We start from the raw sequence: 25,421 nt of genomic DNA on the forward strand, positions 1-25,421 counted from the left end.
CCGGCAAAGTGCCCGCCCACGGCCGTCGCATCCGGAACGAAGCACATGGAGGGCCCGCTGGGTGCGCAGGCCGGCGCCACAGTCTCAAACGGCATCTCAGGACAGCAACGGCGACCAGGCCGGATCGGTTGCGTCGGTCGGCGTCGGGATCGGCCTCTCGTTGAATCCGGCGATGTCGATCGACACGATGCGGGCGGAATAGCCGCCGCCGCGGGAATCCGACCGGCTTTCCCGGTAGAACATCAGCACGCGGCCGTTGGGTGCGAAGGTCGGGCCTTCCATCTGCCAGCCTTCGGACAGGATGCGCTCGCCCGACCCGTCAGGGCGCATGACGCCGATGGCGAAGCCCCCGCCTCCGCCGAAGCGGGTGAAGGCGATGAGGTCGCCGCGCGGCGACCAGACCGGCGTCGCGTAGCGACCCCGGCCGAAGGAAATGCGCCGGACGTTCCCGCCGCCGGCGTCCATCACGTAAAGTTGCTGGTCGCCGCCGCGGTCCGAGTTGAAGACGATCTGCGTCCCGTCGGGCGAGAAGCAGGGCGAGACGTCGAGCCCGCCGCCCGAGGTCAGCTGCCGTTCCCGGCGCGAACCGAGATCGACGAGGTAGATGTTCGCATCCCCGCCCCGCGTCGCGGAGAGCACCACCGACCGCCCGTCGGGCGAGAAGCGCGGCGACAGCGTCATGCCCGGGAAGTTCCCGAGGACCTGTTGCGACCCGGAATCGAGGTCGAACAGCACGACGCGCGGCTGGCCGCGGTCCTGGTAGGACATGAAGGCGATGCGCCGCTGCGTCGGATGGAAGCGCGGCGTGAGCGCGGCGAAGCGCCCATCGGTCAGGAAGCGGTTGTTCTCCCCGTCCTGGTCCATGATGGCGAGCCGCCGGGTGCGTCGGTCGCGCGGGCCGGTTTCGCTGACATAGACGACCTGGGTGTTGAAATAGCCCTTCTCGCCCAGTAGCCGCTCATAGATGGCGTCGGCGATCATGTGGGCGATGGCGCGCCAGTTGGCGGCCGGCGCGGTGAAGGCGGTGCCCTGCAGCTGCGCCTCGGGCAGGACGTCCCACAGGCGGAATTCCACCCGCAGGCCGCCGCCCTGTTCCAGCACGCGGCCGGTGACCAGGGCCTGGGCCCCGATGACGCGCCAATCCTGGAAGCGTGGCGTCTGCGCCGCGGCTTCGGCCGTCTGGATGAAGGCCTGGCGATCGACGGGGCGGAACAGCCCCGAATTGCGCAGGTCGTTCTGGATGACGCGCGCGATGTCGCGCCCGACCCGCGCGCCGTCGCCGGTGCCGGCAAGATCGGGGATGGCGACCGGGATCGGATCCGTCCGCGCGCGGGTGATGTCGATGACGGCACCCTGCGGCTGCTGGGCGGACGCCGGCAGCGGCGTCGCGAAGATGCCCGGGGCGACCAGGCCGGCGCCTGCGCCCATCAGCACCAGGCGGCGCGTCGGCGCGAAGGGGGAGTCAGGGTTCATCTCACGAGGCCCCTCGGATTGAAGCGGAAGATCGACGCCATGACGGTGCCGTACTTGCTGGGTGGGACGCGAAGTGGGTTGCACTGCGGCGACATAAGGGCGCGGCGCGCGGATTCGTAGACCGAGCGCGCCCTCGGGTCCGATGGCAACGCGCCAGACGGCACGACGTTGCGCACCACCCCCTGGCTGTCGAGCTGCACGCGCAGCTCCACCACGATCTGGTCGAGGCCGAGCATCCCCCGGTCGACGTTCCAGCATTCCGAGATCTGCTCGGCGAGGCCGCGGATCTCGCCCTGGGTCAACGCGGCGGTGCCCGTCGGGCTCCCGCCGCCCTGCTGCGGGCTGCCGGACGGGTTGGGCCGCGCGGTCGGCGCGCGGTCCTGCTGCTGCGTGGTGCGCAGCCGCTCGAGCGTGTTCAGCACCGAATTGCTGCGCTCCTGCGGCCGCTGGACGGGCGGCGTCTGGCCCGTGCCGGCCTGCTCGGACGGCTCGGGCGGCGGCGGCACCGGGGGCGGCGGCAGGGGCAGCGGCGGCGTCGGGCGCGGCGGCGCGGCGGCCTGCTGCTGCGGCGGCTGCGGCGTGGGCGGCGGCGGGGTCTGCTGCGTCTGGCGCGGCGCCGGCGTGGGTTCGGGTGTCGGCGCCGGCGGCGGCGCGGGCGGGGACGGCGTCGGCGGCGTCGGGCTCGGCGGCGCGGGCGACGGCGACGGCGCCGGCGGCGGAGGGGGCGGCGGCGGCGGCGGTTCGGGCGGCGTGTTGCGCGGCGGCTCGGGCGCCGGGGGTTCCGGCGTCGGCGGGCGCGGTTCGGCCTGCGGGGTGGGTGGTGCCGGGATCGGCGCGGGCACGTCCGCCTGGGCGAGCAGCGGCGGCCCGGGCGAGACGAGCTCGACCGCGATGCCCTGCTCCTCGGGCTCCGGGATCGGACGCGCAAGCACGAACAGCGCCCCGATGCCGAGCACCAGCGCATGCAGGCCGGCGGAGATGCCGGCCCAACGGTTCAGGCGGGAATCGTCGCGGGAGGGCTCGTACACCCCTCCGTCTCCTTCCTCAGCCGCGCGGCTGGCCGCCCTGCGGGCGCGCCGGCGGGGCGGCGGGACGCTGCGGCGCCCCGGACGGGCGGGCGGCGGCGGGCTGGCCGGAGGGCTGTTCGGCGAGCAGCGCGACGCGGGTGAAGCCGGCGCTCGAGATGATCCCCATCACCTCCATGACGCGGCCATAGGCGATGGCCCGGTCGCCACGGACGAAGATGCGGCGTTCCGGCTGGCCCTGGGGCTGCTGGCCGATGATGGCGCGCAGGCGCGGCACCAGGTCCTCCGCCGTCACCTCGGTCTCCTGCAGGAAGATCTTGCCTTCCGGGTTGACCGTGATGGTGAGCGGCTCGGTTTCCTGGTTGAGCGGCGTCGCCGCCGTGCGCGGCAGGTCGACCGGCACGCCGACCGTCATCAGCGGGGCCGCGACCATGAAGATGATCAGCAGCACGAGCATCACGTCGACCAGCGGCGTGACGTTGATTTCCGCCATCGGGCGGTAGCGCGACCTGCGGTCGCGCCCGCCGATCAGGGACCCGGCCATGATCGGGCTATTCCGCCGCGGAGGCGGCAGGCGCCGCCGCGTCGTTGGCCGCCGTCTCGGTCTGGCGGGACAGGATCGCGCCGAACTCGGTCGCGAAGGATTCCAGCCGCGCGCCGAACCGCGCGAGATCGGTGTTCAGCTTGTTGTAGGCGAGCACCGCCGGAATGGCGGCCACCAGGCCGATCGCGGTGGCGAACAGCGCTTCGGCGATGCCGGGGGCGACGACCGCGAGGTTGGTGTTCTGCATCCCCGCGATGGCGGTGAAGGAATTCATGATGCCCCACACCGTGCCGAACAGGCCGATGAAGGGCGCGACCGACCCGACCGAGGCCAGGAAGACCATCCAGCGCTCGAGCCGTTCCATCTCGCGCCCGATGGTGACCGACATCGCGCGCTCGACGCGTTCCTTGGCACCGCCGAGCAGCGCGGCCTTGCCCGTGCTGCGGCGCCATTCGCGCATCGCGGCGCCGAAGACGGCGGCCATCGGATTGGTCGGCTCCTCGCCTTCGCGGGCATAGAGGTCGTCGAGGCTGCCGCCCGACCAGAACCGATCCTCGAAGGCGTCGGCGGCCTTGTTGGCGCGGCGGATGCTCGTCACCTTGTCGAAGACGATCGCCCAGACCCAGATGCTGGCGAGCAGCAGGCCGATCATGACCAGCTTCACGATCCAGTCGGCCTGGAGGAAGAGCCCCCAGAGCGAGATGTCGTGGGCTGCCTGCCCGAGTGCCTGAGCGGTGACGTTACCGTTCACGCCGAGTCTCCTTTCCCGTCCCCGCCGGGGACGATCGCGGCCGCGGCCGCCTTCAACGAATACGGGGGCTCAGCCCGGCGCCTCGACGCGGACCAGCCCCTTGAGCACCGTCCGCCAGGGTTCGGGCAGCGGCACGGGCTTCAGACTGTCCTGGTCGACCGATACGAGGCCGACCTTCAGCAAAGCGAGCCGTTCGCCCGGTGCGCCCTGCCCTTCCGCCCCTCGGACGGTCTGGTCAAGCACGATCTGGGCGCCGGTGACCCGGCGGACGGCCGTCTCCACCACCACGGCATCGTCCAGGCGGGCGGGCCGCCAATACTCCACTTCGATGCGCCGCACCACGAGCAGGGCGCGATGACGTTCTATCATCAGATTGTGTGGCAACCCAATGGCACGCAAGGATTCTGTCCGGGCGCGCTCCGCCCAGTGCAGATACCGGGCGTGATAGGCCATGCCGCCCGCATCCGTATCCTCGAAATACACCCTGAGGTTGTATCGATGGATGCCATCCCCCGCATCCGGTTCGGCCGCGCTCACGAATCTGTGTCCCGCAAGAGGTCCAGCTGGGCGACCATCGACGCCGGCGGCGCCAGGCCGAGATGCCGCCAGCCCCGTTCCCCGAGCATCCGCCCCCGCGGGGTCCGCAGCACCAGGCCTTCCTGGATCAGGTAGGGCTCGACCACTTCCTCGAGCGTGTCGCGCCCTTCGGCCAGGGCCGCGGCCAGCGTCTCGATCCCGACCGGCCCGCCGCCATGGTGTTCGGCGATGCGCCGCAGGTAGCGGTGGTCCATGGCATCAAGGCCGAGTTCATCGACCTCGAGCCGCTTCAGCGCGGCATCGGCCATGGCGCGGTCGGCGACGCGGTTCTCGACCATCGCGAAGTCGCGCACGCGGCGCAGCAGGCGGCCGGCGATGCGCGGCGTTCCGCGCGACCGCTTGGCGATCTCCATCGCCCCGTCCTCGGACAGCGCGAAACCGAGCTTCCGCGCCCCGCGCGTGACGATGCCGTGCAGTTCCTCGGCGGTGTAGAACACCAGGCGCAGCGGGATGCCGAAGCGGTCGCGCAGCGGCGTGGCCAGCAGCCCCGCGCGCGTCGTCGCCCCGATCAGCGTGAAGGGCGGGATGTCGATGCGCACCGTCCGCGCCGCCGGCCCCTCGCCGATGATCAGGTCGAGGCAGAAATCCTCCATCGCGGGATAGAGCGTCTCCTCGATCGCCGGCTGCAGGCGATGGATCTCATCGACGAACAGCACGTCGCGCGGCTGCAAATTGGTCAGGATCGCCGCGAGGTCGCCGGACCGCTGCAGCACCGGCCCGGAGGTCGCGCGGAAGCCGACGCCCAGTTCCCGCGCAACGATCTGCGCGAGCGTCGTCTTGCCGAGGCCCGGCGGCCCGTGGAACAGCACGTGGTCCATCGGTTCGGCCCGCGCCTTCGCCGCCGCGATGAACACTGCGAGGTTCTCCCGCAGGCTCGCCTGGCCGGTGAAGTCGGCCAGGGTCTGCGGGCGCAGCGCGTGCTCGCCGTAATCGTCGTCCTGCTTGTCCGGCGAGGTGAGCCGCTCGCTCATCGCGCCATCTCCTTCAGGCCCTCGCGGATCAGCGCGTCGAGCGTCGCGGCCTCACCCAGGCGTTTCGCCACGCGCGCGATGGCGGTCACGGCCTGGGGCTGCTTCCAGCCGAGATTGACCAGGGCGGAGACGGCATCGGCTTCCGCGCCGCGTTCGGGGGCGGCGGCGGGCAGCGCGCCCTCCCCGTCCGCCTCGGGCGTCGCGCGGCCCACGGCCCATTTCTGCATCGCGGGTTCGTCCACGATGCGGTTCGCCGTCGCCGCGCCCAGGCCCTTCACCTCGGACAGCCGCTTGCGTTCCTTGCCCGCGATCGCGCGCGCCAGGCCATCGGGCGTCAGCGAGGAGAGCACGATCAGCGCCTTCTGCGGGCCGACTGTCTTTACTTCGATGAGCGCGCGGAAGGCCTCGCGCTCGGCGACGTCGGCGAAGCCATAGAGCGTGATCGCGTCCTGGCTGACGCGCGTCTCGACCAGCAGCCGCTGCGCGCCCTCGCGCCCCGCGAGCGCATCGAGCGTCTTGCGCGAGCACGACAGCAGGTAGCCCACGCCGTTCACGTCGAAAACGCAGCCGCCCTCATGCGTGGACTCCACGCGCCCTTTCAGCGCACCGATCATCGCGCCAGCCCCCACCAAAGGCCGAAAGGCCTTTGGAAGCCGGTTTGCAAAGGCCTTTCGGCCTTTGCCGGGGTGGCTTGGAGGGGCAGCGCCCCTCCAACGACGCGCCGCACGATCATGCCGGCTGATACCCCCGTGCCAGCGCCCGCTTCGACTGCCGGTGATGCGCGTGGCAGATCGCCACCGCCAGCGCGTCCGCAGCATCGGCGCGCCTGAAGGTCACGCCGGGCAGCAGGTGCTTCACCATCGCCTGCACCTGTTCCTTCGCCGCATGCCCGTTGCCCACCACCGCGCGCTTCACTTCCATCGCGCCGTATTGCGCGACCGCGAGGCCCGCAAGCGCCGGCGCCAGCACCACGACGCCGCGCGCCTGGCCGAGCTTCAGCGCGGAATCCGGGTTGCGCGCGACATAGGTGTTCTCGACTGCGGCTTCCTCCGGCGCGTGCAGGTCGATCACGGCGGCAAGGCCGCGGTGCAGCGCGAGCAGGCGGTCGGGCAGATCCTCGGCGGGCGTGGTGGACACGACACCCTCGGCCACGAAGCGCAGCCGGAAGCCGTCATGCTCGATCAGCCCCCAGCCGGTGTGCTGGAGGCCGGGGTCGAGGCCCAGGATGCGAATCGGCCGGCGCGACATGCGGCGCGGTTCTACCAGAAGCCGCCCGGCCCTGCCCGCTTACCCGGCCAAATGCTGCCAGGCGGCCCATCCGGCGGCGAGACCGAGCAGCGCCCAGACCGCGACGATGAAAGCCGCCCCCGCCCGGCTCACCGGCCGCGCCGCCGCGGCCTCGGCCCGCGCCCGGCATTCGGCCATGACGTCCCTCGGCACCAGCGCCACCACCGCGAGAATGCCGAGCGGCACCAGGATGACGTCGTCCAGATAGCCCAGCACCGGAATGACATCCGGGATCAGGTCGATGGGTGACAGCGCATAGGCCGCGACGGCCAGCGCCAACGCCCGCGCATACCAGGGCGTGCGCGGGTCGCGTGCCGCGAGCCAGACGGCCAGCACGTCCCGCTTGATGACCCGCGCCCAGCCCTTCAGCCGCGCGAGCATCGCGCTTCAGGCGGCCGAGAGCCGTTCCGCCGCCGCCTCGTCGACCTCGAAATTGGCGTAGACGTTCTGGACGTCGTCATTGTCGTCCAGCGCGTCGACGAGCTTGAGCACCTCGCGTGCCTTCTCCTCGTCGAGGTCGACGGTCGTGGACGGCCACCATTCCAGCTTCGCCGCCTCGGCCTGGCCGAAGGTCGCCTCGAGCGCATCGCGCACCGCGGCGAAATCCTCGACCGAGCAGGACACCTCATGCCCTTCCGCGTCGGATTCCACATCCTCGGCGCCGGCCTCGATGGCCGCTTCCAGCATGGCGTCGGCGGAAGCCGCATCCGGCTTGTAGCGCAGCACGCCCTTGCGCTCGAACTGGAAGGCGACCGAGTTGGTCTCCCCCAGCGCGCCGCCGTTCTTGTTGAAGATCGACCGCAGGTCGCCGCCGGTGCGGTTGCGGTTGTCGGTCAGCGCCTCGACGATGATGGCGATGCCATGGGGGCCGTAGCCCTCGTAGCGGACCTCCTGGTAGTCCTCGCCCTGCCCGGCGCTGCTGGCACGCTTGATGGCGCGGTCGATGGTGTCGCGGGTCATGTTGGCGACCAGCGCCGCCTTCACCGCCGCCCGAAGCCGCGGGTTCATCGCCGGGTCCGGGATGCCCATCTTGGCGGAGACCGTGATCTCGCGGATCAGCTTGCCGAAGGCCTGGGCCCGCTTGGCGCCCTGGGTCGCCTTGCGGTGCATGACGTTCTTCGCGTGCGAATGGCCGGCCATGGCCGCCTCTCTCTCGAAAATCGGTGATGTCGGATCGGCCGCGCTTCTACCCGCCGCCCGCCGCCCCGGGCAAGCACGGGCTGGCCGGACGGTGCGCAACCGGGCCAGACTGGCCCCATGGACACGCAGACCCCCGCCGACCCCTTCGCCGTCACCACCGAGGCCCGCCTGAGGGACCTCTACGACCAGCCGCTGGAAGGCCCGCTCAAGAAGGTGGCCTACCGGATGGAGGCGACCGCCCGCGCCTGGATCGCGGCCTCCCCCTTCTGCATCATCTCGACCGTCGGGTCCCGCGGGGTGCATGCCACCCCGCGCGGGGACGCGCCGGGCTTCGTGGCGGTCGAGCCGGACGGCTCGCTCGTCATCCCCGACCGGCGGGGCAACAACCGGCTCGATGCCCTGCGCGACATCCTCGAGGACAATCGCGTCTCGGTGATCTTCTTCGTCCCCGGCGCGTCCGAGGTGCTGCGCGTGCACGGCACGGCGCGCATCACGGCCGACCCGGCGCTGACCTCCCGCTTCGTCGAACGCGGCAAGACGCCGACGACCGTGCTGGTCGTGACCGTCACCGAACTCTTCATGCAATGCGCCAAGTCGATCATGCGGTCGCGGCTGTGGGACGGGAAGGCACGGCCCGAGGGGCTGCCGACCATGGGCCAGCTGATCGCGTCCCATCGCGGGGACGGGCAGGTGGACGCCTCGGCCTATGACCGGGACGCACCGGAACGGCTGAAGCAGACGATGTACTGACGAAAGGTCGGGGGAGGAGAACCTCCCCCGAATCCCCCTCCCTTCTTTGGGAACCGGGGAGCTTACAAAAGGCCGCGCGCGATGCCGCCGTCGACATTCACCGTCTGGCCGGTGACGTAGGAGGCACGGGGGCTCGAGAGCCACACCACCATCGCGGCGATCTCCTCCGGATTGCCGAAGCGGCCCAGCGGGATCTCGTGCGCGAATTCCGCGATCACGTCCTCGGCGGTGACGTTGCGCTCCGCGGCCAGCTTCGCGGCGCGGTCGGTCCACAGCCTGGTCAGCGTGCGCCCGGGCGCGACGCAGTTCACCCGGATGCCCTCGGCCGCATACTCGCCGGCCAGTGTCTTGGTCAGGCCGAGCAGGCCCGCCTTGTGCACATTCGACACGATCTGGTTCGGATAGGGCATGCGCGACGCCGCGGCGCCGAGCAGCACCACCGACGGCGCGCGCCCCTTGCGCAGCAGCGGCAGCGCCGCGCGCACCACGCGCACCGCAGACAGCACGTTGAAGGTGTAGTTGCCGATCCAGTCCGCGTCGCTCAGCGCCTCGAAGCCCGACCGGATGGACCCGCCCACCGCATCCACCACGGCATCGAGCGCCTCCCAGCGCGCCGCGACCTCCGCCAGCAGCGCCTCCGCCGCACCGTCCTGCGTGATGTCGGCGACCGCGGTCGCGGGCCGGCGCCCGGTCGCGGCCGCGGCCGCGATGCGATCCGCCGCCGCGGCGATGCCCGCCGCGTCGCGGGAGGCCATGACGACCTCCGCCCCTTCCGCCGCCAGCGCCTCGGCCGTCGCGAAGCCGATCCCCGCGGAGGCGCCGACCACGAGCACCCGCCGCCCACCGAAGCCCAGATCCATCCCTACCCCCTTGGAACGCGTTCCCGCGCGTCCCTAGCAGGCGGACGGCGATCCGGCCACGCGCCGCGGCCTATTCGGCCGCCCGCGCAGCCCCCGCGAAGAAACGGTTCTCCGGTCGCGGCAGGCCGAGATGCTCCCGCAGCGTCGTGCCCTCGTACTCGGTGCGGAAGATGCCCCGCCGCTGCAGTTCCGGCACCACCTGGTCGACGAACTCGTCGAGCCCGCCCGGCACGTAGGGGAACATCACGTTGAAGCCGTCGCAGGCGCCGGTCTCGAGCCATTCCTGCATCTCGTCGGCGATGGTCCGCGGCGTGCCGACGATGGCGGCCCCGCCATAGCCGCCGAGGCGCTGCGCCAGTTGCCGCACCGTGAGGTTCTCGCGCCGCGCGATGGCGATGGCGCGCTCGCGTCCGCTCTTGCTGTGCTCGGTCTCGGGGATGTCGGGCAGCGGCCCGTCCGGGTCGAAGGCGCGGGCATCGACGCCGAGCGCGATGGACAGCGAGCCGATCGCGCTCTCGTAGTGCACCAGGCCGTCGAGCGTCGCGCGCTTCGCCTTCGCGGCCTCGACGGTGTCGCCGACGACGACAAGCGCGCCGGGCAGGATCTTGATGTGGTCGGGGTTGCGCCCGACCGCGGCCGCACGGGCCTTCACATCGTCATAGAAGGCGCGCGCATCGGCGATCGGCCCGCCGGCGGCGAAGACCATCTCCGCCGTCTCGGCCGCGAGCTGCCGCCCGGCATCGGAGGCACCCGCCTGCACGATCAGCGGCCAGCCCTGCACGGGCCGCGCGACGTTGAGCGGCCCGCGCACCTTCAACTCCGGCCCCACATGGTTCAGCACGTGCATCTTTGCGGGATCCCAGAAGATCCCGCTCTCCGCGTCGCGGATGAAGGCGTCGTCGGCGAAGCTGTCCCACAGCCCGGTGACGACGTCGTAGAATTCGCGCGCGCGCTTGTAGCGCTCGCCATGGGCCATGTGCTCGTCATGGCCGAAGTTCAGCGCGGCGTCGGGGTTCGCGGTCGTCACCACGTTCCACCCCGCCCGTCCGTTCGAGATGTGGTCGAGCGAGGCGAACTTCCGCGCCACGTGGTACGGGTCGTTGTAGGTGGTCGACGCGGTGGCGATCAGCCCGATGCGCTCGGTCACCGCGGCGAGCGCGGGCAGCAGCGTCAGCGGGTCGAAGGAAGTGACGGTGTGGCTCCGCCGCAGCGCCTCGATCGGCATGTTCAGCAGCGCCAGGTGGTCGGCCATGAAGAAGGCGTCGAACTTCCCGGCTTCCAGCTTCTGGATGAGAGTCTTGAGCCTCGGGAAGGAGAAGTTCGCATCCGGCCAGGCGCCGGGATAGCGCCAGGCGCCCGTATGGATCGACACGGGGCGCATGAAGGCGCCGAGATGCAGGCGACGCGGTGCAGGCATGGGATGCTCCGGACCAGGCGCGCGGCGTGGCGGCGCCTGACAAGGTGGCTTCGACGTGGCCGCTTAGATCGTGACGCGCCGGGCCCGGAGCAAGGCGCCGCCCCTAGTCCTGGAACTCCATCCAGAGCTCATGGCCCGCGGCCGTGACCCGCATGCCGTGCTCGCTCGTCTCGCGCAGCGCGAGCCACAGCGCCGTCATCTCGAGAGCGTCGCCACCCGCCTCGATATCCTCGGTGCGCGGCCGTCGCGCCGGCTTCGGCAAGGGCGCCCCGGTGAAGGCGACGGCAATGCGCACCCGCTCCTCGAGCTGCGTCGCCGTGACCACCGCCTCCTGCAGGCCCCGGCCCGCGAGAAGATCGCAGGACTCCATCAGCGCGTGGTGCATCTTGCGCACCGTCTCGGGCCGCAGGCCCCACGCGCCGCCCATCTGCGCGGTGCGGTCGTCCAGCAGGTCCCCCGCACGGGCATCGAGCCGCACCGGGAAGGTCTCGACGCGCTTGACCAGCGGCAGCGTGACCAGGTTCGCCAGGAAGGCCGCGAGGCCACCGACCGCGAGCGGCGCGGCGAGAGCGGGCATCGCCGCCGCGAAGAAGGCCGGCGCCACCAGCGCCGAGAGCCCCGCGGAAAGGCCAAGCCCTGCCACCACCGTCCGCCGGGCATCGAGCTTGCGGATGACCATCATCTCGCTGCCCTGCGCCATCATGAAGCAGGCGACGTAGAGCAGCATCGCCGCCTGCACCGGCGCCGGCACCAGCACGAACAGCGCGACGAGCTTGGGCGAGAAGGCGAGCAGGAACAGGATCCCCGCCCCCGCGAGCGCGATGGTCCGCGCGAAGGTACGCGTCGCGATGGCGAGTCCGACCGAGGCCGAGGACACCGCGGACGGCATGCCGCCCATGAGCCCGGCGAAGGCCGCCGCGACGCCGTGCGCGAGCAGGCCGCGCCGCAGCGGTCCCGGGTCCGGCCGGGTCCAGTCGCCGTCCACCGCGCGCTGGAAGGCGACGAGCGAGCCGAGCAGCGCGGCGATCGCCGCGACCGTGCACAGCAGGAAGGAAACGACGAGCGTCGGATCGAAGGCGATGCCGCCATGCGCGCCGGGTCGTGGCAAGGCGAACCACGGCGCGGCTTCCAGCAGTTCCGACGCGCCCGGCGTCGCCATGCCCGCGGCGAGCGCGCCCGCGGCGCCGGCAAGCGCGCCGACCAGCACGGCGTAGCGCGCGAAGCGCCAACGCAAGACGCCGACGACCACCATCACGAAGAAGCAGCCGAACATGACCAGCATGCGCGGCAGCGCCTCCCAGGGCCGCGCCGCGTCGGCGCCCGCCATGGCGAGGATGCTCGGCAGCACCGAGGCGCCGATCAGGAAGACGATGACGCCCATCACCTCGGTGGGGAGCAGCGCGGAGAGCCGGCGCACGGCGGGCGCGACCGCCATGGTGACGATGCCGACCATGATCACCATGGTCGAGGCCTCGGCGAGGCTCGCGCCGAGCTGCGCCGCCAGCAGCATGGGCGCGAGCATGACGATCGAAGGAATGCCCGGTATCGGGTAGCCGGAGCCGAGCGGCCCGCGCGTCAGCGCCTGCAGCGCGGTCGCCACCGCCACCGAGATCAGCGACAGGCAGAGGAAGTTCGTCGCCTCGAGCGGGCCGGCGCCGAAGGCGGTCGCGACCATGCCGGGCAGCAGGAAGTAGATCGACTGGATGGCGATCTGCTGCAAAGCGAGGGCGAAGGTCTGCGCCGGCGGCGGCCGGTCCTCGAGGCCGAGCACGACGTCGGGCACATGGCCCGGCACACGGTCGCCCGATCGGCCGAAGGCGGCCGCGAATCCCCCGAACAGGCCGGGACGCTCCGGCATCGCCCTCATGCGACGGGTCGTTCGGGCGCGAGCGAGCCGCCCATGCGCAGCGGCGCGACGCGGCGCGCGAGGCCGGTGGCGTCGTCGGTTTCCACGAACAATCCGCAGATCGTCGCCTCGCCTTCCGCCGGCGCCAGGCGTTCCGCCGGCACCTTGCGCCAGAAGCGGATCGACGCACCGCCCTTCTGCATGCCGATGACGCTGTCGTAGTCGCCGCACATGCCGGCATCGCTCTGGAAGGCCGTGCCACCGGGCAGGATCCGCGCATCGGCGGTCGGCACATGGGTGTGGGTGCCGATGACGAGTGAGGCGCGCCCGTCGAAGGAATGCCCCATGGCCTGCTTCTCGGACGTCGCCTCGGCGTGGACGTCGACGATCGCGGCCTGCACGCTGCCCTGCGCGCCGAGGGTATGCTTCGCGAGTTCCGCCTGCACGGCACGGAAGGGGTCGTCGAGGAGTTCCATGAACAGCCGGCCCATCGCCTGCACGACCAGGACCCGCCGGCCGCCGCGCAGGTCGATCACCGCCGCACCGCGCCCGGGCGTGCCGGGCGGGTAGTTGAGCGGGCGGACGATGCGCGGCTCCTCCTCCATGTAGGGGATGATTTCCTTGCGGTCCCACGCATGGTTGCCGAGGGTGATCGCATCCGCCCCGGCGGCGAACAGGGCACGCGCCATGTCCGGCGCAAGGCCGAAGCCATGCGAGGCGTTCTCCGCGTTCACCACCACCAGGTCGAGGGCGAGGTCGCGCCGCAGTCCGGGCAGCGCCGCCGTGACCGCGTCCCGCCCGGATCGGCCCACCACGTCGCCGAGAAAGAGAATCCTCAACTCGCCCCCGCGCAGTTCACCACGCCCTGTTCCGTCGCCACCCTGCGGAGCCGAACGTCGGTGGGCCCCGCCGGCACGCCGGGCGGGTCATGCATTTCCTGCGCGGCATAGGCAACCCCGATCGCGACCGCGTGAGGCCAGGCCGCCAGCGTCCGGTCGTAGTACCCGCCGCCGTAGCCGAGCCGCCGCCCGGCCCGGTCGAAGGCGAGCAGGGGCACGAGGAGCCAGTCCGGCGTGACCTCCTCGCCGCCGGCGGGCTGCCGCGTGCCCATCGGGCCGGCGGCCAGCGGATCGCCCGGCTGCCAGCGGCGGAAGTGCAGCGGCTGTCCGCGCCGGGGCGTCACCGGCAGGCACAGCGGCTGGCCGCGCGCGTGCAGGGCCTCGAGCAACGGCCGCACGTCGATCTCGGGCCCCATCGGCCAGAAGGCTGCGACGAGGGCGCCGGGCGGCGGCGGGCAGTCGCGGAGGACGACGGCGGCGAGCGCCTCCCCCTTCCCCGCCGGATCGACGGCGGCCCGGCGCGCGAGGGCGCCCCGCCGCGCCTCGGCCTTCAGTTCTGCCAGGAGAACGTCGCAATAGGGCGCGCTGTCGCTCATGCGCCGAGGTCAGCGCGTTCCGGCCTCCGGCGCAACCGGCCCCATCAGTCGGCCTCGGCGCGCCAGTTCACGGCGCGCAAGCCAAGCCCGCGGATGCCGGCGCCGGCGCTTGAGGCACGAAAACAACGGCCCGAGGCCCTGCCTCGGGCCGGGAGCGCGAAGCGCGACCGCGCCCAACCCGCCTGCCGCGCCGGGCGATCCAGCACACGGCGCGCGAGCCAAGCCGGCGGATGCCGGCGCCGGCGTCTGAGGCAGAAGACGACTCCGGCGTTTGAGGCAAAAAACAACACGCCCCCCGAGGCCAGGCCTCGGGGGGCGTGTTGGAATCGAGTGCGGAGCCGCCCTGGCCGCTGGCGTCTCATCCTCCCAAGGCCTGCTAATGCAGGTGGGCGCCGGGTACCCGAACCACGGTCCGGACAGAGCCAGCTCCCGGAGGATGCTTATTGGCCCTGGGGATGAAGTGCCTGGCGCGCCGGGCAGCCCCGCTTCCGATACCTAGGCGCCCTCAAGGGTCGCGGCAATGGCCTCGATGGCCTCGGCGATGCGCCCCAGGCGTTCCGCCAGGGCGGTGTCTGGGACCGGGGCCGCGGCGGGCGGTGCCGCCACCGCCCCGCCGGCCTTGAGCGCGGCGATCTCGGCCTGCAGGTCGCCGGTCTCGTCGGCAAGTTGCAGGGCGGCGAGGAGCAGCATGCGCGTCTCACCGAACTGCATGCCCATGGCCTTGAGCGTGCCGATGCGCTTGTCGACCTCGGCGGCCATGTTCGTGAGGTGGCGCTCCTGCCCGTCCTGGCAGGCGACGGGGTGGGAATAGCCGCCGACGCGGACCGTGACCTGGGCCATCAGCTCTCCTCGCCCAGCACGCCGCGCAGCCGCGCGATCGTCTCGTCGAGGCGGGCCGCCAGCGCGGCGACCGCCTCCGGATCGACGCCGGACGCCGGCAGCGCGGCGGATGGCTCGGCGGCCGGCGACGCGGGACGGGCTGCCATCGCACGGCCCAGCCGCGCGACCGCCGATTCCAGCCGCAGCGTGGCCTCGGCCACCGGATCCACCGCTTCGTTCATCCGACCCCTGGGTTCCACCGTTCCCTTGCCCCGCGGAACACCGCAGGATGACCGGGAAAGCCTTGGCAGAGAGGGACCTCGGGGTCAACGGTGACGCAGCGTGTCAGCAGGCCGGCGGTCACGGTCCACGCGCTCGCGCACGCCGAAGCGGCGTTGACGGCGGCGGGACCGGCGGGGGTGGCCCTGATCTCGGCGCCGGGCGCCGCGGGCTTTCTCGGCCCGGCCTGGTTCCTCGCCCTGGCGGCGGAAGCGGGCCGGCGACACCCCGGCGCGGCATGGGATGCGGTGCTGGACTGCGCCGACGCGGCCGGAACCGCGCTCGCGGCGATCCGGGCCGGGGCGCGCTGCCTGGTCCTGGCGGCCGATGCCACGGGCTTCGCCGCCGTTGCGGGCGCGGCGGCGGAAGCGGGCGTCGTCCTGCTGCCCTCCCGCCCCCCCTCCCTGGACCTCGCGCGGCTCGACCTGCGGCGCCGCGCGGGCGCCGCGCGGCTGGCGGCCTGGCTCGCCATGGAAGCGCCACAGGGATCGCCGACACCCCGGGCCCCGTGACAGGGCGCATCGCCTGCGGTATCGCGCGCTGCGCTAGACTTAAGGCCCCGAAGGAAGGACGCCACGATGAAGCTGACCCGCCGCGTGAAGGAAATCCTCTCCTGGTACGAGAGCGACAACCCCGGGACGAAGGCCAATCTCGCCCGCATCCTGATGGAGGGGAAGCTCGGCGGCACCGGCCGGATGGTGATCCTGCCGGTCGACCAGGGCTTCGAGCACGGCCCGGCCCGCTCCTTCGCGCCGAACCCGGCCGCCTATGACCCGCACTACCATTTCGAGCTGGCGATCGAGGCGGGGCTGAACGCCTATGCCGCGCCGCTCGGCATGATCGAGGCCGGGGCGGCGACCTTCGCCGGCTCCATCCCGACGATCCTGAAGGTGAATTCGTCGAACAGCCTGTCCACCACGAAGGACCAGGCGGTGACGGCGACCGTCTCCGACGCGCTGCGCCTCGGCTGCTCGGCGATCGGCTTCACCATCTACCCGTCCTCCGAATACCAGTTCGAGATGATGGAGGAGCTGCGCGAGCTCGCCGAGGAAGCGAAGGCCGCCGGCCTCGCCGTCGTCGTGTGGTCCTACCCGCGCGGCCCGATGCTCGATAAGACCGGCGAGACGGCCTACGACATCTGCGCCTATGCCGCGCACATGGCCGCCCTGCTCGGCGCCCACATCATCAAGGTGAAGCCGCCGACCGACGCGCTGTCGCTGGACGCTGCCAAGAAGGTCTACATCGATCGCAAGATCGACGGCTCGGACCTCGCGACGCGGATCAAGCACATCGTGCAGTCCTGCTTCAACGGCCGCCGCCTGGTTGTCTTCTCGGGCGGCGAGGCGAAGGGCACCGACGCGCTGCTCGCCGAGGTGAAGGCAATCCATGCCGGCGGCGGCAACGGCTCGATCGTCGGCCGCAACGCCTTCCAGCGCCCGAAGGACGAGGCGCTGAAGCTGCTCGCCGCGATGATCGAGGTCTACAAGTCCAAGCCGTAAGACCGGCCCGGGACCGATCGCAACGCCGCCGCGGGGGATGCCCCGCGGCGGCGTTCGTCGTTCAGGACCCCCGACCGTCGACGCGTTCCTGCCAATGGCGATGCAGCATCCCGACATCGCCGGCGGTCAGCAGGGGCATGGCGTCCCGCAGCTGCGCATCGGTCCAGCCCCACCACTGCATCGCGAGCAGCATGGCGCGATCGGCTTCCCCGAAGCGGTGGCGGATCACCTTCGCCGGATTGCCGGCCACGATCGCGTAGGGTTCGACATCCCGGGTCACCACCGCGCGCGCACCGATGACGGCCCCGTGCCCGATCCGGATGCCCGGCATGACCATCGCTTCCGCGCCGATCCAGACATCGTGCCCGATGACCGTGTCGCCCGCCGGACGATAACCGTCCGCCGCGCCGGCGAAGGCGGGTTCGTCCGGCACGTAGTGGAAGGGAAAGGTGCTGATCCAGTCGAGCCGATGGCCCTGGTTGCCGGCCATGACGAAGCTCGCGCCCGTGCCGATCGAACAGAAGCTTCCGATGACGAGCCGGTCCGCGCCGTCATGCGGCAGGACGTAGCGCGCGCAATCCTCGAAGCCGTGGCCGTGGTAGTAGCCGGAATAGTAGCTGTGGCGCCCGACCACGATGTTCGGGTGGGTCACCTGGCGCGACAGGGGAATGCCCTTGAACGGGCTCTCGAAGACATTGTGCATGAGGAACTCGCCCCCTGACGCTCCGTCGTCTCGACGGCCGGCGTCAGGTCATGAAGGAAGGCCGCCTGCGAGCCGATGATGGGTCGCCGGATCTCAGGATCCTCGCGCCACGGGCGCGGGACCGGCTCAGGTGGTACTCGGGGCGGCCTTCATGCGGCGGCGAGTCTCGATGGAGCCGCCGCGGCGGTCAAGCGGGCGTCACGCCTTCCAGGGATCGTAGGTCCCGAAATCCCACAGATATCCCCCCGGGTCCCGCGCGACGTATTCCCGCGATCCGTAATCGCGATCGAGCGGCCCCTCCAGAATATCGGCGCCCGCGGCGCGCGCCTTGGCGCAATGCGCGTCGACATCCTTGACGATGACGTAGATGCACTCCGTCACCCCGCCGATCTGGTTCGGCAGGCGCATATCGAAGAAGGCGCGGTCGGCGCCGCCCAGCATCACCATGCCGCGATGCTCGCCCTCGCCATAGGACAGCTCGGCATGGATCACCCCGCCGTCGGGCCCCGGCACCACCAGCTTCTCGACGAAGCCGAACGCCTCGGTCAGAAAGCGGATCGCGGCCTTAGGGTCGGCATAGCGCAGACAGGGGATCACGGCGGATGAGTGCGGCATCTCGGGACAGCTCCTCGGCAGGCTGCCGACTCTACCTGATCACGCCCCCACGGTTCGCGGTCACGCGATTTCGTGAAGACCTCGCCGCCGCCCTCGATGCCGGCGACGTGGCCTGCCTGCAGCTGCGGCTGAAGGATGCCACGCCCGACGACGTCAAGCGCGCGACCGAAACGCTGATGCCCGTCTGCCACGCGCGCGACGTCGCCTTCATCCTGAACGACGATGCCGGGCTCGCCCATGCGCTCGGCTGCGACGGCGCGCATCTGGGCCAGACGGATGGCGACCATGCCGGGGCGCGCAGGCTGCTCGAGGGCAGGATCCTCGGCATCACCTGCCACGCCTCCCGGCACCTCGCGATGGAAGCGGGCGAGCTCGGTGCCGACTATGTCGCCTTCGGCGCCTTCTTCCCGACCGACACGAAGGAGGTCGTGCACCACGCGGCGCCCGAGATCCTCGAATGGTGGTCGCAGATGATGGAGATCCCCTGCGTCGCGATCGGCGGCATCACGGCGGAGAACTGCGGCCCGCTGGTCCGCGCCGGGGCGGATTTCCTCGCCGTGGTGGGCGCGGTGTGGAACCACGCCGACGGCCCCGAGGCCGGCGTGCGCGCCATGAATGCGGCGATCGGAGCGGCCTGACGCCGCCTACAGCGTCCAGCCCCCGACATCGGCGAGGAACACCTCCGTCCCCGCCCCGACCGACACCAACGACGTGGTGATCAGCACATGGCTCGCCCAGGCCGGCGCCTCCTGCGGGGCGGTCGCGGTGTGGTCGAGGGCCCGGCTGTTGAACCGCACCTCCCGCCAGTCGGCGAGTTCGGCCGCCGCGGCGGGGGACTGCACCTCGCCCCAGAACTGCGTGTCGCCGAACCGCGTGACGCCATGGGCATCGGTGGCGAGCGCCCGACCCCAATGGATCTGGAACCAGATCGGGCCGAGCGGCCCCGGTCCATCGACGCGATACCACAGCGCGGCCCCGAAGCCCTGGCCCGGACGGATCGGCGCGGCGACGGAGAAGGTGAAATCGGTGCCGCCGCCGACCTCCTTGAGGATGCGCAGGCAACGCGACCCGCTGCGCGGGCGGGCGGTGGACAGCGCTGCCTCCCCGCGCGCGCTATTCCAGCGGATCAGGTGGGCCGTTTCACGCTGCGTGCCGTCGCCGCCGACCCAGCAGGGCAGCGTCAGCGTCTCCCCGCTGAAGCGGCCGGCATCGCCGAACACGTTGTGGCGCCGGTCATCCTTGGTGATGGCCGGGACGTGGCGGTTGCCCTGCCCGGCCATGCCGTCGATCAGGATGCTGCCCTCCCCGCCCGCCAGCGCGCCGCTCGCTGTGCGCCAGTTCCAGGCGAAGCAGTCGCGCAGGACGATTCGCGCCTGGCGATCGCGCGCCATGAACATGAAGCGGTTGCGGTTGCCCTGCGCGAAGTCGACGCCGGAGATCTGGATGCCGCCGCCCTGCAGCAGCAGGTTGCCGGCGACCAAGTCGAAGGGGATGTCCTGTTCGGCGGTCGGGCGGTGCTTCTCGAACCAGCAGCCGAAGAACTGGTTCAGCCCCGATCCGACGAACCATTGCCGGCAATAGTCGAAGGCGCAGCCCTGGAAGACCGTCATCGCCCCCGCGCGGTTCGCCACGGCGACGTCCGAATTGCCGAGCGTGCAGCCGTAGAAGGACATGTTCTCGCCGGCATCGTCGTTGCTCGTGAAGGCCAGACAGGTGCGGCAGCCATGCACCTGCAGGCTGAAGGCCTGGCAGAGATAGGTCTTCGCCCCGTAGTCGATGCCCGTCCCGAATTCCGAGATCGACAGGTTGCGCAGCGTGATCCGGCTCGACCGCGTCTCGGTCGTCGTCGCCATCGCGATGCCGGTGCTGGGGCTGCGGGATCCGGGGCCGCGCAGGATCAGGCCCTCGATCACCTGCGGTGCCTGGTCGTATTGGGGCGCGTCCGGCGGCGCCGTCACGGTCAGCAGCGCCGTTCCCGCGGGCAGGCGCCGGCCGTCCAGCACGGCGCGGGCACCGCTGATCGAGACGCGGGTCGGATCGAGCCGCAGCCCCCGATCCACGCGATAGGTCCGCGCGGCGAGGACCAGGACGCCCCCCTGCGGCCCGAGCGCAGCGATCGCGGCCTGGATGGCCCCTGCGTCGTCGGCCTGTCCGTCGCCGCGGGCGCCGAAGGCCTCGGCCGTGACGCGGCCCGTGCCGGGTGCCTGGGCAGCCGCGGGCATCGCCGCAAGTGCCAACGGGGCGGCGGCGAACAGGGCACGACGGTCCGGACCGGCCATGCGGCAACTCCCCAGCGAAACCGCGACCATAGGCCGCGCCCCCCGCCGGCCCGGTCTGCAGGAGTCGAAAACTGCTGGGGCGATCGCCTGGCGATGCTATGGCCAGGATCATGGACGAGACCCGCTTCCACACCCTGCTCCATCGCCCCGGCACGCTGGTCGATGTCGGTGCTCATGACGGGCTGATCACCATTCCCCTGGCGCGGCTGCCCCGATCCCGCGTGATCGCCTTCGAACCCCTGCCACCCGCCTTCGCGCGCCTGCAGGCGGCGCTGCGCGGCGCCTTCGGCGCGGTGCCGCCGCATGTCGACTGCCGCGCCGCGGCGCTCGGCGACAGCGCGGGGGAGATCATGCTCGCGATGCCGGTGCTCGACGGCGTCGCGCAGGAACAATGGGCGAGCACCGCGAAGGATTACGCGGCGCATCTCTCCGCGCGCGTGTCCGTCGAGCGCTTCGCGGTGCCGGTCGAACGCCTCGACGATCTCGGCCTCGCGGACCTCACCGCGATGAAGGTCGATGCGGAGGGCGCCGAATACGAGATCCTGCGCGGCGCGCGCGAGACGCTGCTGCGCTGCCGCCCGGTGATGACGCTCGAGATCGAGGAACGCCACCGCGAGGGCAGCACCTGGGCGGTGCCGGCCTATCTCGATGCGCTCGGCTACGAGGTGCTGTTCGAACTGGGCGGGGAATGGTTCCCGGTCGCGTCGCTCGACCGCGCGACGATGCAGCGCGCCTCCCCCGATCCTTCGGTGTTCGAGGCGTCCGACCCTTACGTCTTCGTCTTCTACGCCCTGCCGCGCGAGATCGCGCCGGCCCTCCTGGCGCGCCTCGGGGCAGCGGCGTAACCTCCGCGCAAACGGAGGGAAACATGTCCATCACTGCGCAGCGCCTCATCGTCACGCGCGCCTCGGGGTCCTGCGGGGCCGAGGTCTCGGGCCTCGACCTGCGGGACGGGCTCGACGATCGCACCGCCGCCGAATTGCGCGCGATCTGGCTCGAACACGGCGTGATCTTCCTGCGCGACGCGGACCTGCCGCCGGCGCGCTTCCTCGACTTCGCGCGGAAGTTCGGCACGCCCGTCGAATACCCCTTCGTGCGCGGCCTGGACGGCTTCCCGCAGATCACGCCGGTCATCAAGGAACCGCACGAGCGCATCAACTTCGGCGGCGTCTGGCATTCCGACACCGCCTATCTCGAACGTCCGCCCATGGCGACGATGCTGGTCGCGCGCGAGGTGCCGGCGGCCGGCGGCGACACGCTCTTCGCCGATGCGCGCGCGGCGTACGACGCGTTGTCGCCGGGCCTGCGCGCGACGCTCGACGGGCTGCGCGCGATCAACTCCTCGAAGAAGGCCGATGCGTCCAAGACGCGTGAGGACCGGCAGAAGGAACGCGGCGCGGTGACGAACGCCGAGGTGCTCGAAGCCTCGCATCCCGTGGTCCGCACGCATCCCGAGACGGGGCGCCGCGCGCTCTACGTCAACCTCGGCCACACCGCGCAGTTCGAGGGCTGGACCGCTGAGGAGTCGAAGGCGCTCCTCGACTACCTGTTCGCCCACATCACCAGGCCGGAATTCACCTGCCGCTTCCGCTGGGCGCCGGGCTCGCTCGCCTTCTGGGACAACCGCGCGGTGCAGCACTATCCGGTGAACGATTATCACGGCCACCGGCGCGAGATGCATCGCATCACGCTGCTCGGGGACGTCCCAGCCTAGGGTCGTTCCCGTTCGCCATGGGTCATGAGACCCTTGTTGTCGCGAGCATCTTCACCCGATCAGGTGATCCCGCCTGATCGGGATCCGCCCTAGCGCTCCAGGCTGCGGAGATAGGCCAGCAGGGCATTGATCTCGGGCTGGCTGAAGGACTGTTCGGGCATGTCCGGATGGCCGGTAACGATGCCTTCGGCCAGCGCCTCGGCGAGGTCGTCGACCGGATAGCGGCGGTGCAGGTCGCGGAAGGCCGGTGCGTTCGGCCGCGGGCTCGCCCCCGTGCGGCCGACCGCGTGGCAGGACCCGCATCGTTCGGTCGCGAGGCGTTCGCCCTGGGCCACGTCCTGCGCCTCACCCGGCGCGGCGCAGGCGGTGACCAGCAGAGCGAACACGGCCAGGGCGCGCATCGTCACGACCCGCAACTCGTCAGCGCGGCGGTCGCGAAGCCCCGGATTTCCGAGGTCACGCTCAGCGCCAGTTCCGCATTGCCGAGCACCACCACCTGGCGCTGCGGCAGGCCGGTGAAGGTCTGCGGGTCCTGCCCCGCCACCGTCACGACGACATTCGCCGTACGATTGATCTCATCCGTCTGGTTCGCCGAACTCACCACGACGCGGACCAGGCCTTCGGCCAGCTCGATGCCGGAACTCTCCGGGATGCGGGGGCCGTAGACGATGGCGAAGCGGCGGGAGGTGCCGCGCGCCTCGCAGCGGCGCACCGGGGCGGCGTCGCGCAGCACCTGCTCCACGCGCTCGCGCGGGATGCCGGCGGCGATGCGCTGCTGGGCCAGGGAGAACAGCGCCGCGGCGTCGCCTGCCGGCACGTCCCGCCGGTAGCGCGCCTGCAGCGCGGCGTAGTCCGCGCGGGACTGCCGCAATTCGCCCTCGAGCTGGCCGTTGCGGGAATTGAGCTCGCGGATCTCGTTGCCCTGGGTCTCGATCCGTTCCTCGAGGCCCGTGACCTCGGCCCGCGCCAGGTCGAGGCCCGTGCGGTACGACCAGAAGCCCAGGCCCAGGAAGATGGCGAGCCCCGTCACCCACTTCGCCGCCCGCACGGCGAATTGCGCGTTGCGGCGCCTGCGTTCCCGGCTGCGTCTCGATCCGATCGACATCGACCCCGTGCTCTAGTTCCGGCCGGGGGCTTATAGACGCGAGGCCACCCGCCAAGGCAACCCGCCCCGGCGTCATGCCAGGGGCAGCCAGAGCACGTCCTCGATCCGCGGCGCGCCCGAGGCGAGCATCGCCAGCCGGTCGAAGCCCAGAGCGATGCCGGCCGTCGGCGGCAGCCCCTGGTCCAGCGCGGCGAGGAAATCCTCGTCCACCTCCCACCCCTGCTCGCCGGTGATGCGGCGGCGCTCGGCGTTCGCTTCCTCGAAGCGCAGGCGCTGCTCGGCGGGGTCGGTCAGCTCGTCGAAGGCGTTGGCGAGCTCGATGCCGGCCACGAACAATTCGAAGCGCAGCGCGGCGCGGGGGTCGGCCGGGTCGCGCCGGGCGAGCGCCGCCTGGGGGGCCGGCCAATGCGTCAGGAAGGTCGCCCGCCCGCGGCCGATCGCGGGTTCCACCCGTTCCAGCAGCAGGCGGAAGAACAGGTCCTCCCAGCTTTCGTCGGGGCGGGGCGGCAGGCCGGCGGCGGCGGCCGCGGCATGGAGCCGGGCCGCGTCGCCCTCGGTGCCCAGGATGTCGAGACCATTGCAGTGGCGGCGGAAGGCCTCGGCCATGGTCAGGCGCTCGAAGGGGAGGCGCAGGTCGGTCGCGACGCCCTCATGCGCGACCACCGGCGGGCAGACTGCGCGGACATAGGCTTCCGTCTCCTCCATCAGCCCCTCGAAGGACAGGCCGGGGCGATACCATTCCAGCATGGTGAATTCGGGGGCGTGGCGGGCCGAGACCTCCCCGTTCCGCCACACCCGCGCCAGTTCGAAGACCGGCCCTGCCCCGCCCGCCAGCAGCTTCTTGATCGCCAGTTCGGGCGAGGTCCGCAGCCACAGCCCCCGCCCCTCCCCCGCGCCGAGATGCGGTTCGAAACGGGTGCCGAAGGCGCGGATATGGACCTCGGCGCCCGGTGCGGGGACCAGGCAGGGGGTCTCGACCTCCCGGTAGCCGCGCCCCGTGAAGAAGGCGCGGGTCGCCGCGACCAGCGCGGCGCGGCGGTCGAGGAAGGGCAGGCGCGCGGCGAGCCGCTCGGGGCTCCAGGGGGCATTCGGCATTGTGCGGACAGGGGCGTTGCAGTAACCGCCCGACCATGCCGGACGGTGACACGACACGCCAGGGACGCACGCTGCGCAGCGCCCGCGCCCTGCGCGAGGCCGGGCTGATCCCCCCCGCGGCCGAGGCCGCCGCCGCGCGCGTCGCCGAACGGTACGCCATTTCCGTCACGCCCCACGTCGCGCGGCTGATCGACCCCGCCGACCCGGCCGACCCCATCGCCCGGCAATACATCCCCGACGCCGCCGAACTGGCGACCGCCCCGCACGAGGTCGACGACCCCACCGCCGACGGCCCCTTCACCCCGGTCAAGGGCGTGGTCCACCGATACCCGGACCGGGCGCTGCTGAAGCCGCTGCTCGCCTGCCCCGTCTATTGCCGCTTCTGCTTCCGGCGCGAGGTGGTGGGCCCCGATGGCGGCCTGCTGACCGAGGCGGAGCTGGACGCCGCGCTGGCCTGGTTCGAAGCCACGCCCGCGGTGAAGGAGGCGGTGCTGACCGGGGGCGACCCGCTGATGCTCTCGCCCCGCCGGCTCGGCGCGATCCTGGCCCGCCTGGCGGCGGCGGCGCATATCGAGACGCTGCGCATCCACACCCGCGTCCCGGTCGCCGACCCGGGGCGCATCGACGCCGCCATGGCGGCGGCGCTGGACCAGGACAAGCCCGTCTTCCTCGCCGTCCATGCCAACCATGCGCGGGAATTCACGGCCGAGGCGCAGGACGCGCTCGCGCGCCTCGCCCGCGCAGGCGTGCCGCTGCTGGGCCAGACGGTGCTGCTGCGCGGGGTGAACGACAGCCCCGAAGCGCTCGAGGCGCTGTTCCGCGCCATGATCCGCGCGCGGGTGAAACCGTATTACCTGCACGCGCTGGACCCCGCGCCGGGGACCGCGCGCTTCGCGGTGCCGGACGAGGACGGGTTGGCCCTGCTGCGCGCGCTGCGCGGGCGGGTGCCGGGGCACGCCATCCCGGACTTCGTGCGGGAACGCCCGCAGGGCGGGGGGAAGAGGCCGGTCGGGCAGGCGTGAGGGTGACGCCGCGGGGGCGCCGCCCCCGGACCCCCGCCGAGGGCCGAAAGGCCCTCGGAACCCGATTTTCCGCCCTTGGGCCATGGGGGCGCTATTTCAGGCGCCAGCGGCGGCGGTTGCCGGCGGAGCTACTATGAAGGTCTCACTAGACTGCCCTTGTGCAGGGCTGGGACTTACAGGGATGACTTGTGTTTC

At 71.9% G+C, this 25,421-nt stretch carries 30 protein-coding genes and 1 other RNA gene; 7 read left to right on the forward strand and 24 right to left on the reverse strand.

Features of this window, described 5'->3' with window-relative positions; translation table 11 throughout:
• Positions 1-96: 96 nt before the first annotated feature.
• The 10 genes from tolB to GWK16_RS15075 all read right to left on the reverse strand — a co-directional run bounded on the left by tolB (position 97) and on the right by GWK16_RS15075 (position 7,788).
• Positions 97-1,473 carry a Tol-Pal system beta propeller repeat protein TolB gene (gene tolB / locus GWK16_RS15030; RefSeq protein WP_170054798.1) on the reverse strand — a complete coding sequence of 459 codons (1,377 nt, stop codon included), beginning with the start codon at positions 1,471-1,473 and terminating at the stop codon, positions 97-99.
• Positions 1,470-2,501 (reverse strand): hypothetical protein, encoded by a 1,032-nt coding sequence (locus GWK16_RS15035; RefSeq protein ID WP_170054799.1) that lies wholly within the window; start codon positions 2,499-2,501, stop codon positions 1,470-1,472. The genes tolB and GWK16_RS15035 overlap by 4 nt, the downstream gene beginning before the upstream one ends.
• A gap of 16 nt (positions 2,502-2,517) precedes the next feature.
• Positions 2,518-3,042 carry a protein TolR gene (tolR, locus tag GWK16_RS15040; RefSeq protein ID WP_170054800.1) on the reverse strand — a complete coding sequence of 175 codons (525 nt, stop codon included), beginning with the start codon at positions 3,040-3,042 and terminating at the stop codon, positions 2,518-2,520.
• Positions 3,043-3,049: 7 nt separating this feature from the next.
• Positions 3,050-3,793, reverse strand: coding sequence for a protein TolQ (tolQ, locus tag GWK16_RS15045; protein ID WP_170054801.1), 744 nt, complete (start codon positions 3,791-3,793; stop codon positions 3,050-3,052).
• 69 nt (positions 3,794-3,862) lie between these two features.
• Positions 3,863-4,330, reverse strand: coding sequence for a YbgC/FadM family acyl-CoA thioesterase (locus tag GWK16_RS15050; RefSeq protein WP_338144487.1), 468 nt, complete (start codon positions 4,328-4,330; stop codon positions 3,863-3,865).
• Positions 4,327-5,361, reverse strand: coding sequence for a Holliday junction branch migration DNA helicase RuvB (ruvB, locus tag GWK16_RS15055; RefSeq protein ID WP_170054802.1), 1,035 nt, complete (start codon positions 5,359-5,361; stop codon positions 4,327-4,329). The genes GWK16_RS15050 and ruvB overlap by 4 nt, the downstream gene beginning before the upstream one ends.
• A complete protein-coding gene (ruvA, locus tag GWK16_RS15060) occupies positions 5,358-6,179 on the reverse strand; it encodes a Holliday junction branch migration protein RuvA (protein WP_408903921.1) in 822 nt (273 codons plus the stop codon). The genes ruvB and ruvA overlap by 4 nt, the downstream gene beginning before the upstream one ends.
• Positions 6,091-6,609 (reverse strand): crossover junction endodeoxyribonuclease RuvC, encoded by a 519-nt coding sequence (ruvC, locus tag GWK16_RS15065; RefSeq protein ID WP_170054804.1) that lies wholly within the window; start codon positions 6,607-6,609, stop codon positions 6,091-6,093. The genes ruvA and ruvC overlap by 89 nt, the downstream gene beginning before the upstream one ends.
• 39 nt (positions 6,610-6,648) lie before the next feature.
• Positions 6,649-7,029 carry a YkvA family protein gene (locus tag GWK16_RS15070; protein WP_170054805.1) on the reverse strand — a complete coding sequence of 127 codons (381 nt, stop codon included), beginning with the start codon at positions 7,027-7,029 and terminating at the stop codon, positions 6,649-6,651.
• A 6-nt stretch (positions 7,030-7,035) separates the two neighbouring features.
• Positions 7,036-7,788 carry a YebC/PmpR family DNA-binding transcriptional regulator gene (locus tag GWK16_RS15075; RefSeq protein WP_170054806.1) on the reverse strand — a complete coding sequence of 251 codons (753 nt, stop codon included), beginning with the start codon at positions 7,786-7,788 and terminating at the stop codon, positions 7,036-7,038.
• 117 nt (positions 7,789-7,905) lie between these two features.
• Between GWK16_RS15075 and GWK16_RS15080 the strand changes: the two genes are divergently transcribed.
• Positions 7,906-8,538 (forward strand): MSMEG_1061 family FMN-dependent PPOX-type flavoprotein, encoded by a 633-nt coding sequence (locus tag GWK16_RS15080; protein ID WP_170054807.1) that lies wholly within the window; start codon positions 7,906-7,908, stop codon positions 8,536-8,538.
• Between the two features lie 62 nt (positions 8,539-8,600).
• On the opposite strand, the gene GWK16_RS15085 is transcribed toward GWK16_RS15080, so the two are convergent.
• The 8 genes from GWK16_RS15085 to GWK16_RS15120 all read right to left on the reverse strand — a co-directional run bounded on the left by GWK16_RS15085 (position 8,601) and on the right by GWK16_RS15120 (position 15,157).
• On the reverse strand, positions 8,601-9,398 hold the full coding sequence (locus tag GWK16_RS15085; RefSeq protein WP_170054808.1) for an SDR family oxidoreductase: 798 nt from the start codon (positions 9,396-9,398) through the stop codon (positions 8,601-8,603).
• 70 nt (positions 9,399-9,468) lie between these two features.
• Positions 9,469-10,815, reverse strand: a complete 1,347-nt coding sequence (locus GWK16_RS15090; protein ID WP_170054809.1) for an LLM class flavin-dependent oxidoreductase — start codon at positions 10,813-10,815, stop codon at positions 9,469-9,471.
• Positions 10,816-10,918: 103 nt separating this feature from the next.
• Positions 10,919-12,673 (reverse strand): solute carrier family 23 protein, encoded by a 1,755-nt coding sequence (locus GWK16_RS15095; protein ID WP_170054810.1) that lies wholly within the window; start codon positions 12,671-12,673, stop codon positions 10,919-10,921.
• 5 nt (positions 12,674-12,678) lie between these two features.
• The gene (locus tag GWK16_RS15100; RefSeq protein WP_170054811.1) at positions 12,679-13,500 is read right to left on the reverse strand and encodes a TIGR00282 family metallophosphoesterase; all 822 of its coding nucleotides are present in this window, start codon (positions 13,498-13,500) and stop codon (positions 12,679-12,681) included.
• Positions 13,497-14,096 (reverse strand): 5-formyltetrahydrofolate cyclo-ligase, encoded by a 600-nt coding sequence (locus GWK16_RS15105; RefSeq protein ID WP_170054812.1) that lies wholly within the window; start codon positions 14,094-14,096, stop codon positions 13,497-13,499. Before GWK16_RS15105 ends, GWK16_RS15100 begins: the two co-directional genes overlap by 4 nt.
• Before the next feature lie 331 nt (positions 14,097-14,427).
• A non-coding RNA gene (gene ssrS / locus GWK16_RS15110) (6S RNA) lies at positions 14,428-14,582 on the reverse strand.
• A gap of 9 nt (positions 14,583-14,591) precedes the next feature.
• Positions 14,592-14,936: a cell division protein ZapA gene (locus GWK16_RS15115; RefSeq protein ID WP_170054813.1), complete on the reverse strand. Its 345-nt coding sequence runs from the start codon at positions 14,934-14,936 to the stop codon at positions 14,592-14,594.
• Positions 14,936-15,157 (reverse strand): hypothetical protein, encoded by a 222-nt coding sequence (locus GWK16_RS15120; protein ID WP_170054814.1) that lies wholly within the window; start codon positions 15,155-15,157, stop codon positions 14,936-14,938. The genes GWK16_RS15115 and GWK16_RS15120 overlap by 1 nt, the downstream gene beginning before the upstream one ends.
• Before the next feature lie 90 nt (positions 15,158-15,247).
• Between GWK16_RS15120 and GWK16_RS15125 the strand changes: the two genes are divergently transcribed.
• Together GWK16_RS15125 and GWK16_RS15130 are read left to right on the forward strand one after the other, a co-directional pair.
• The gene (locus GWK16_RS15125; RefSeq protein WP_170054815.1) at positions 15,248-15,706 is read left to right on the forward strand and encodes a hypothetical protein; all 459 of its coding nucleotides are present in this window, start codon (positions 15,248-15,250) and stop codon (positions 15,704-15,706) included.
• 66 nt (positions 15,707-15,772) lie between these two features.
• Complete coding sequence (locus tag GWK16_RS15130) at positions 15,773-16,693, forward strand: class I fructose-bisphosphate aldolase (RefSeq protein WP_170054816.1); 921 nt, start codon at positions 15,773-15,775, stop codon at positions 16,691-16,693.
• A gap of 61 nt (positions 16,694-16,754) precedes the next feature.
• Here the strand turns inward: GWK16_RS15130 and catB are convergent, their stop codons facing one another.
• Positions 16,755-17,396 (reverse strand): type B chloramphenicol O-acetyltransferase, encoded by a 642-nt coding sequence (gene catB / locus GWK16_RS15135; RefSeq protein ID WP_170054817.1) that lies wholly within the window; start codon positions 17,394-17,396, stop codon positions 16,755-16,757.
• Positions 17,397-17,594: 198 nt separating this feature from the next.
• Positions 17,595-18,011, reverse strand: a complete 417-nt coding sequence (locus GWK16_RS15140) for a VOC family protein (protein ID WP_170054818.1) — start codon at positions 18,009-18,011, stop codon at positions 17,595-17,597.
• Here GWK16_RS15140 and thiE point away from each other — a divergent pair.
• A complete protein-coding gene (gene thiE, locus GWK16_RS15145) occupies positions 17,999-18,649 on the forward strand; it encodes a thiamine phosphate synthase (RefSeq protein WP_170054819.1) in 651 nt (216 codons plus the stop codon). The genes GWK16_RS15140 and thiE overlap by 13 nt on opposite strands.
• A gap of 6 nt (positions 18,650-18,655) precedes the next feature.
• Here the strand turns inward: thiE and GWK16_RS15150 are convergent, their stop codons facing one another.
• Positions 18,656-20,290, reverse strand: coding sequence for a glycosyl hydrolase family 28-related protein (locus GWK16_RS15150; RefSeq protein WP_170054820.1), 1,635 nt, complete (start codon positions 20,288-20,290; stop codon positions 18,656-18,658).
• 110 nt (positions 20,291-20,400) lie between these two features.
• Between GWK16_RS15150 and GWK16_RS15155 the strand changes: the two genes are divergently transcribed.
• Complete coding sequence (locus tag GWK16_RS15155; protein ID WP_170054821.1) at positions 20,401-21,135, forward strand: FkbM family methyltransferase; 735 nt, start codon at positions 20,401-20,403, stop codon at positions 21,133-21,135.
• Between the two features lie 23 nt (positions 21,136-21,158).
• Positions 21,159-22,004 carry a TauD/TfdA dioxygenase family protein gene (locus GWK16_RS15160; RefSeq protein ID WP_170054822.1) on the forward strand — a complete coding sequence of 282 codons (846 nt, stop codon included), beginning with the start codon at positions 21,159-21,161 and terminating at the stop codon, positions 22,002-22,004.
• An 89-nt stretch (positions 22,005-22,093) separates the two neighbouring features.
• Here the strand turns inward: GWK16_RS15160 and GWK16_RS15165 are convergent, their stop codons facing one another.
• The 3 genes from GWK16_RS15165 to epmA form a co-directional block, all read right to left on the reverse strand.
• Positions 22,094-22,405: a c-type cytochrome gene (locus GWK16_RS15165; protein ID WP_170055075.1), complete on the reverse strand. Its 312-nt coding sequence runs from the start codon at positions 22,403-22,405 to the stop codon at positions 22,094-22,096.
• 2 nt (positions 22,406-22,407) lie between these two features.
• Positions 22,408-23,109 carry a hypothetical protein gene (locus GWK16_RS15170; protein ID WP_170054823.1) on the reverse strand — a complete coding sequence of 234 codons (702 nt, stop codon included), beginning with the start codon at positions 23,107-23,109 and terminating at the stop codon, positions 22,408-22,410.
• A gap of 72 nt (positions 23,110-23,181) precedes the next feature.
• Positions 23,182-24,204, reverse strand: a complete 1,023-nt coding sequence (gene epmA / locus GWK16_RS15175) for an EF-P lysine aminoacylase EpmA (protein ID WP_170054824.1) — start codon at positions 24,202-24,204, stop codon at positions 23,182-23,184.
• A 35-nt stretch (positions 24,205-24,239) separates the two neighbouring features.
• On the opposite strand from epmA, the gene GWK16_RS15180 reads away from it, so the two are divergent.
• Positions 24,240-25,226, forward strand: a complete 987-nt coding sequence (locus GWK16_RS15180; protein WP_170054825.1) for a lysine-2,3-aminomutase-like protein — start codon at positions 24,240-24,242, stop codon at positions 25,224-25,226.
• Positions 25,227-25,421: the final 195 nt, after the last annotated feature.

It is taken from the genome of Neoroseomonas marina (assembly GCF_012927745.1).
GTDB lineage: Bacteria > Pseudomonadota > Alphaproteobacteria > Acetobacterales > Acetobacteraceae > Neoroseomonas > Neoroseomonas marina.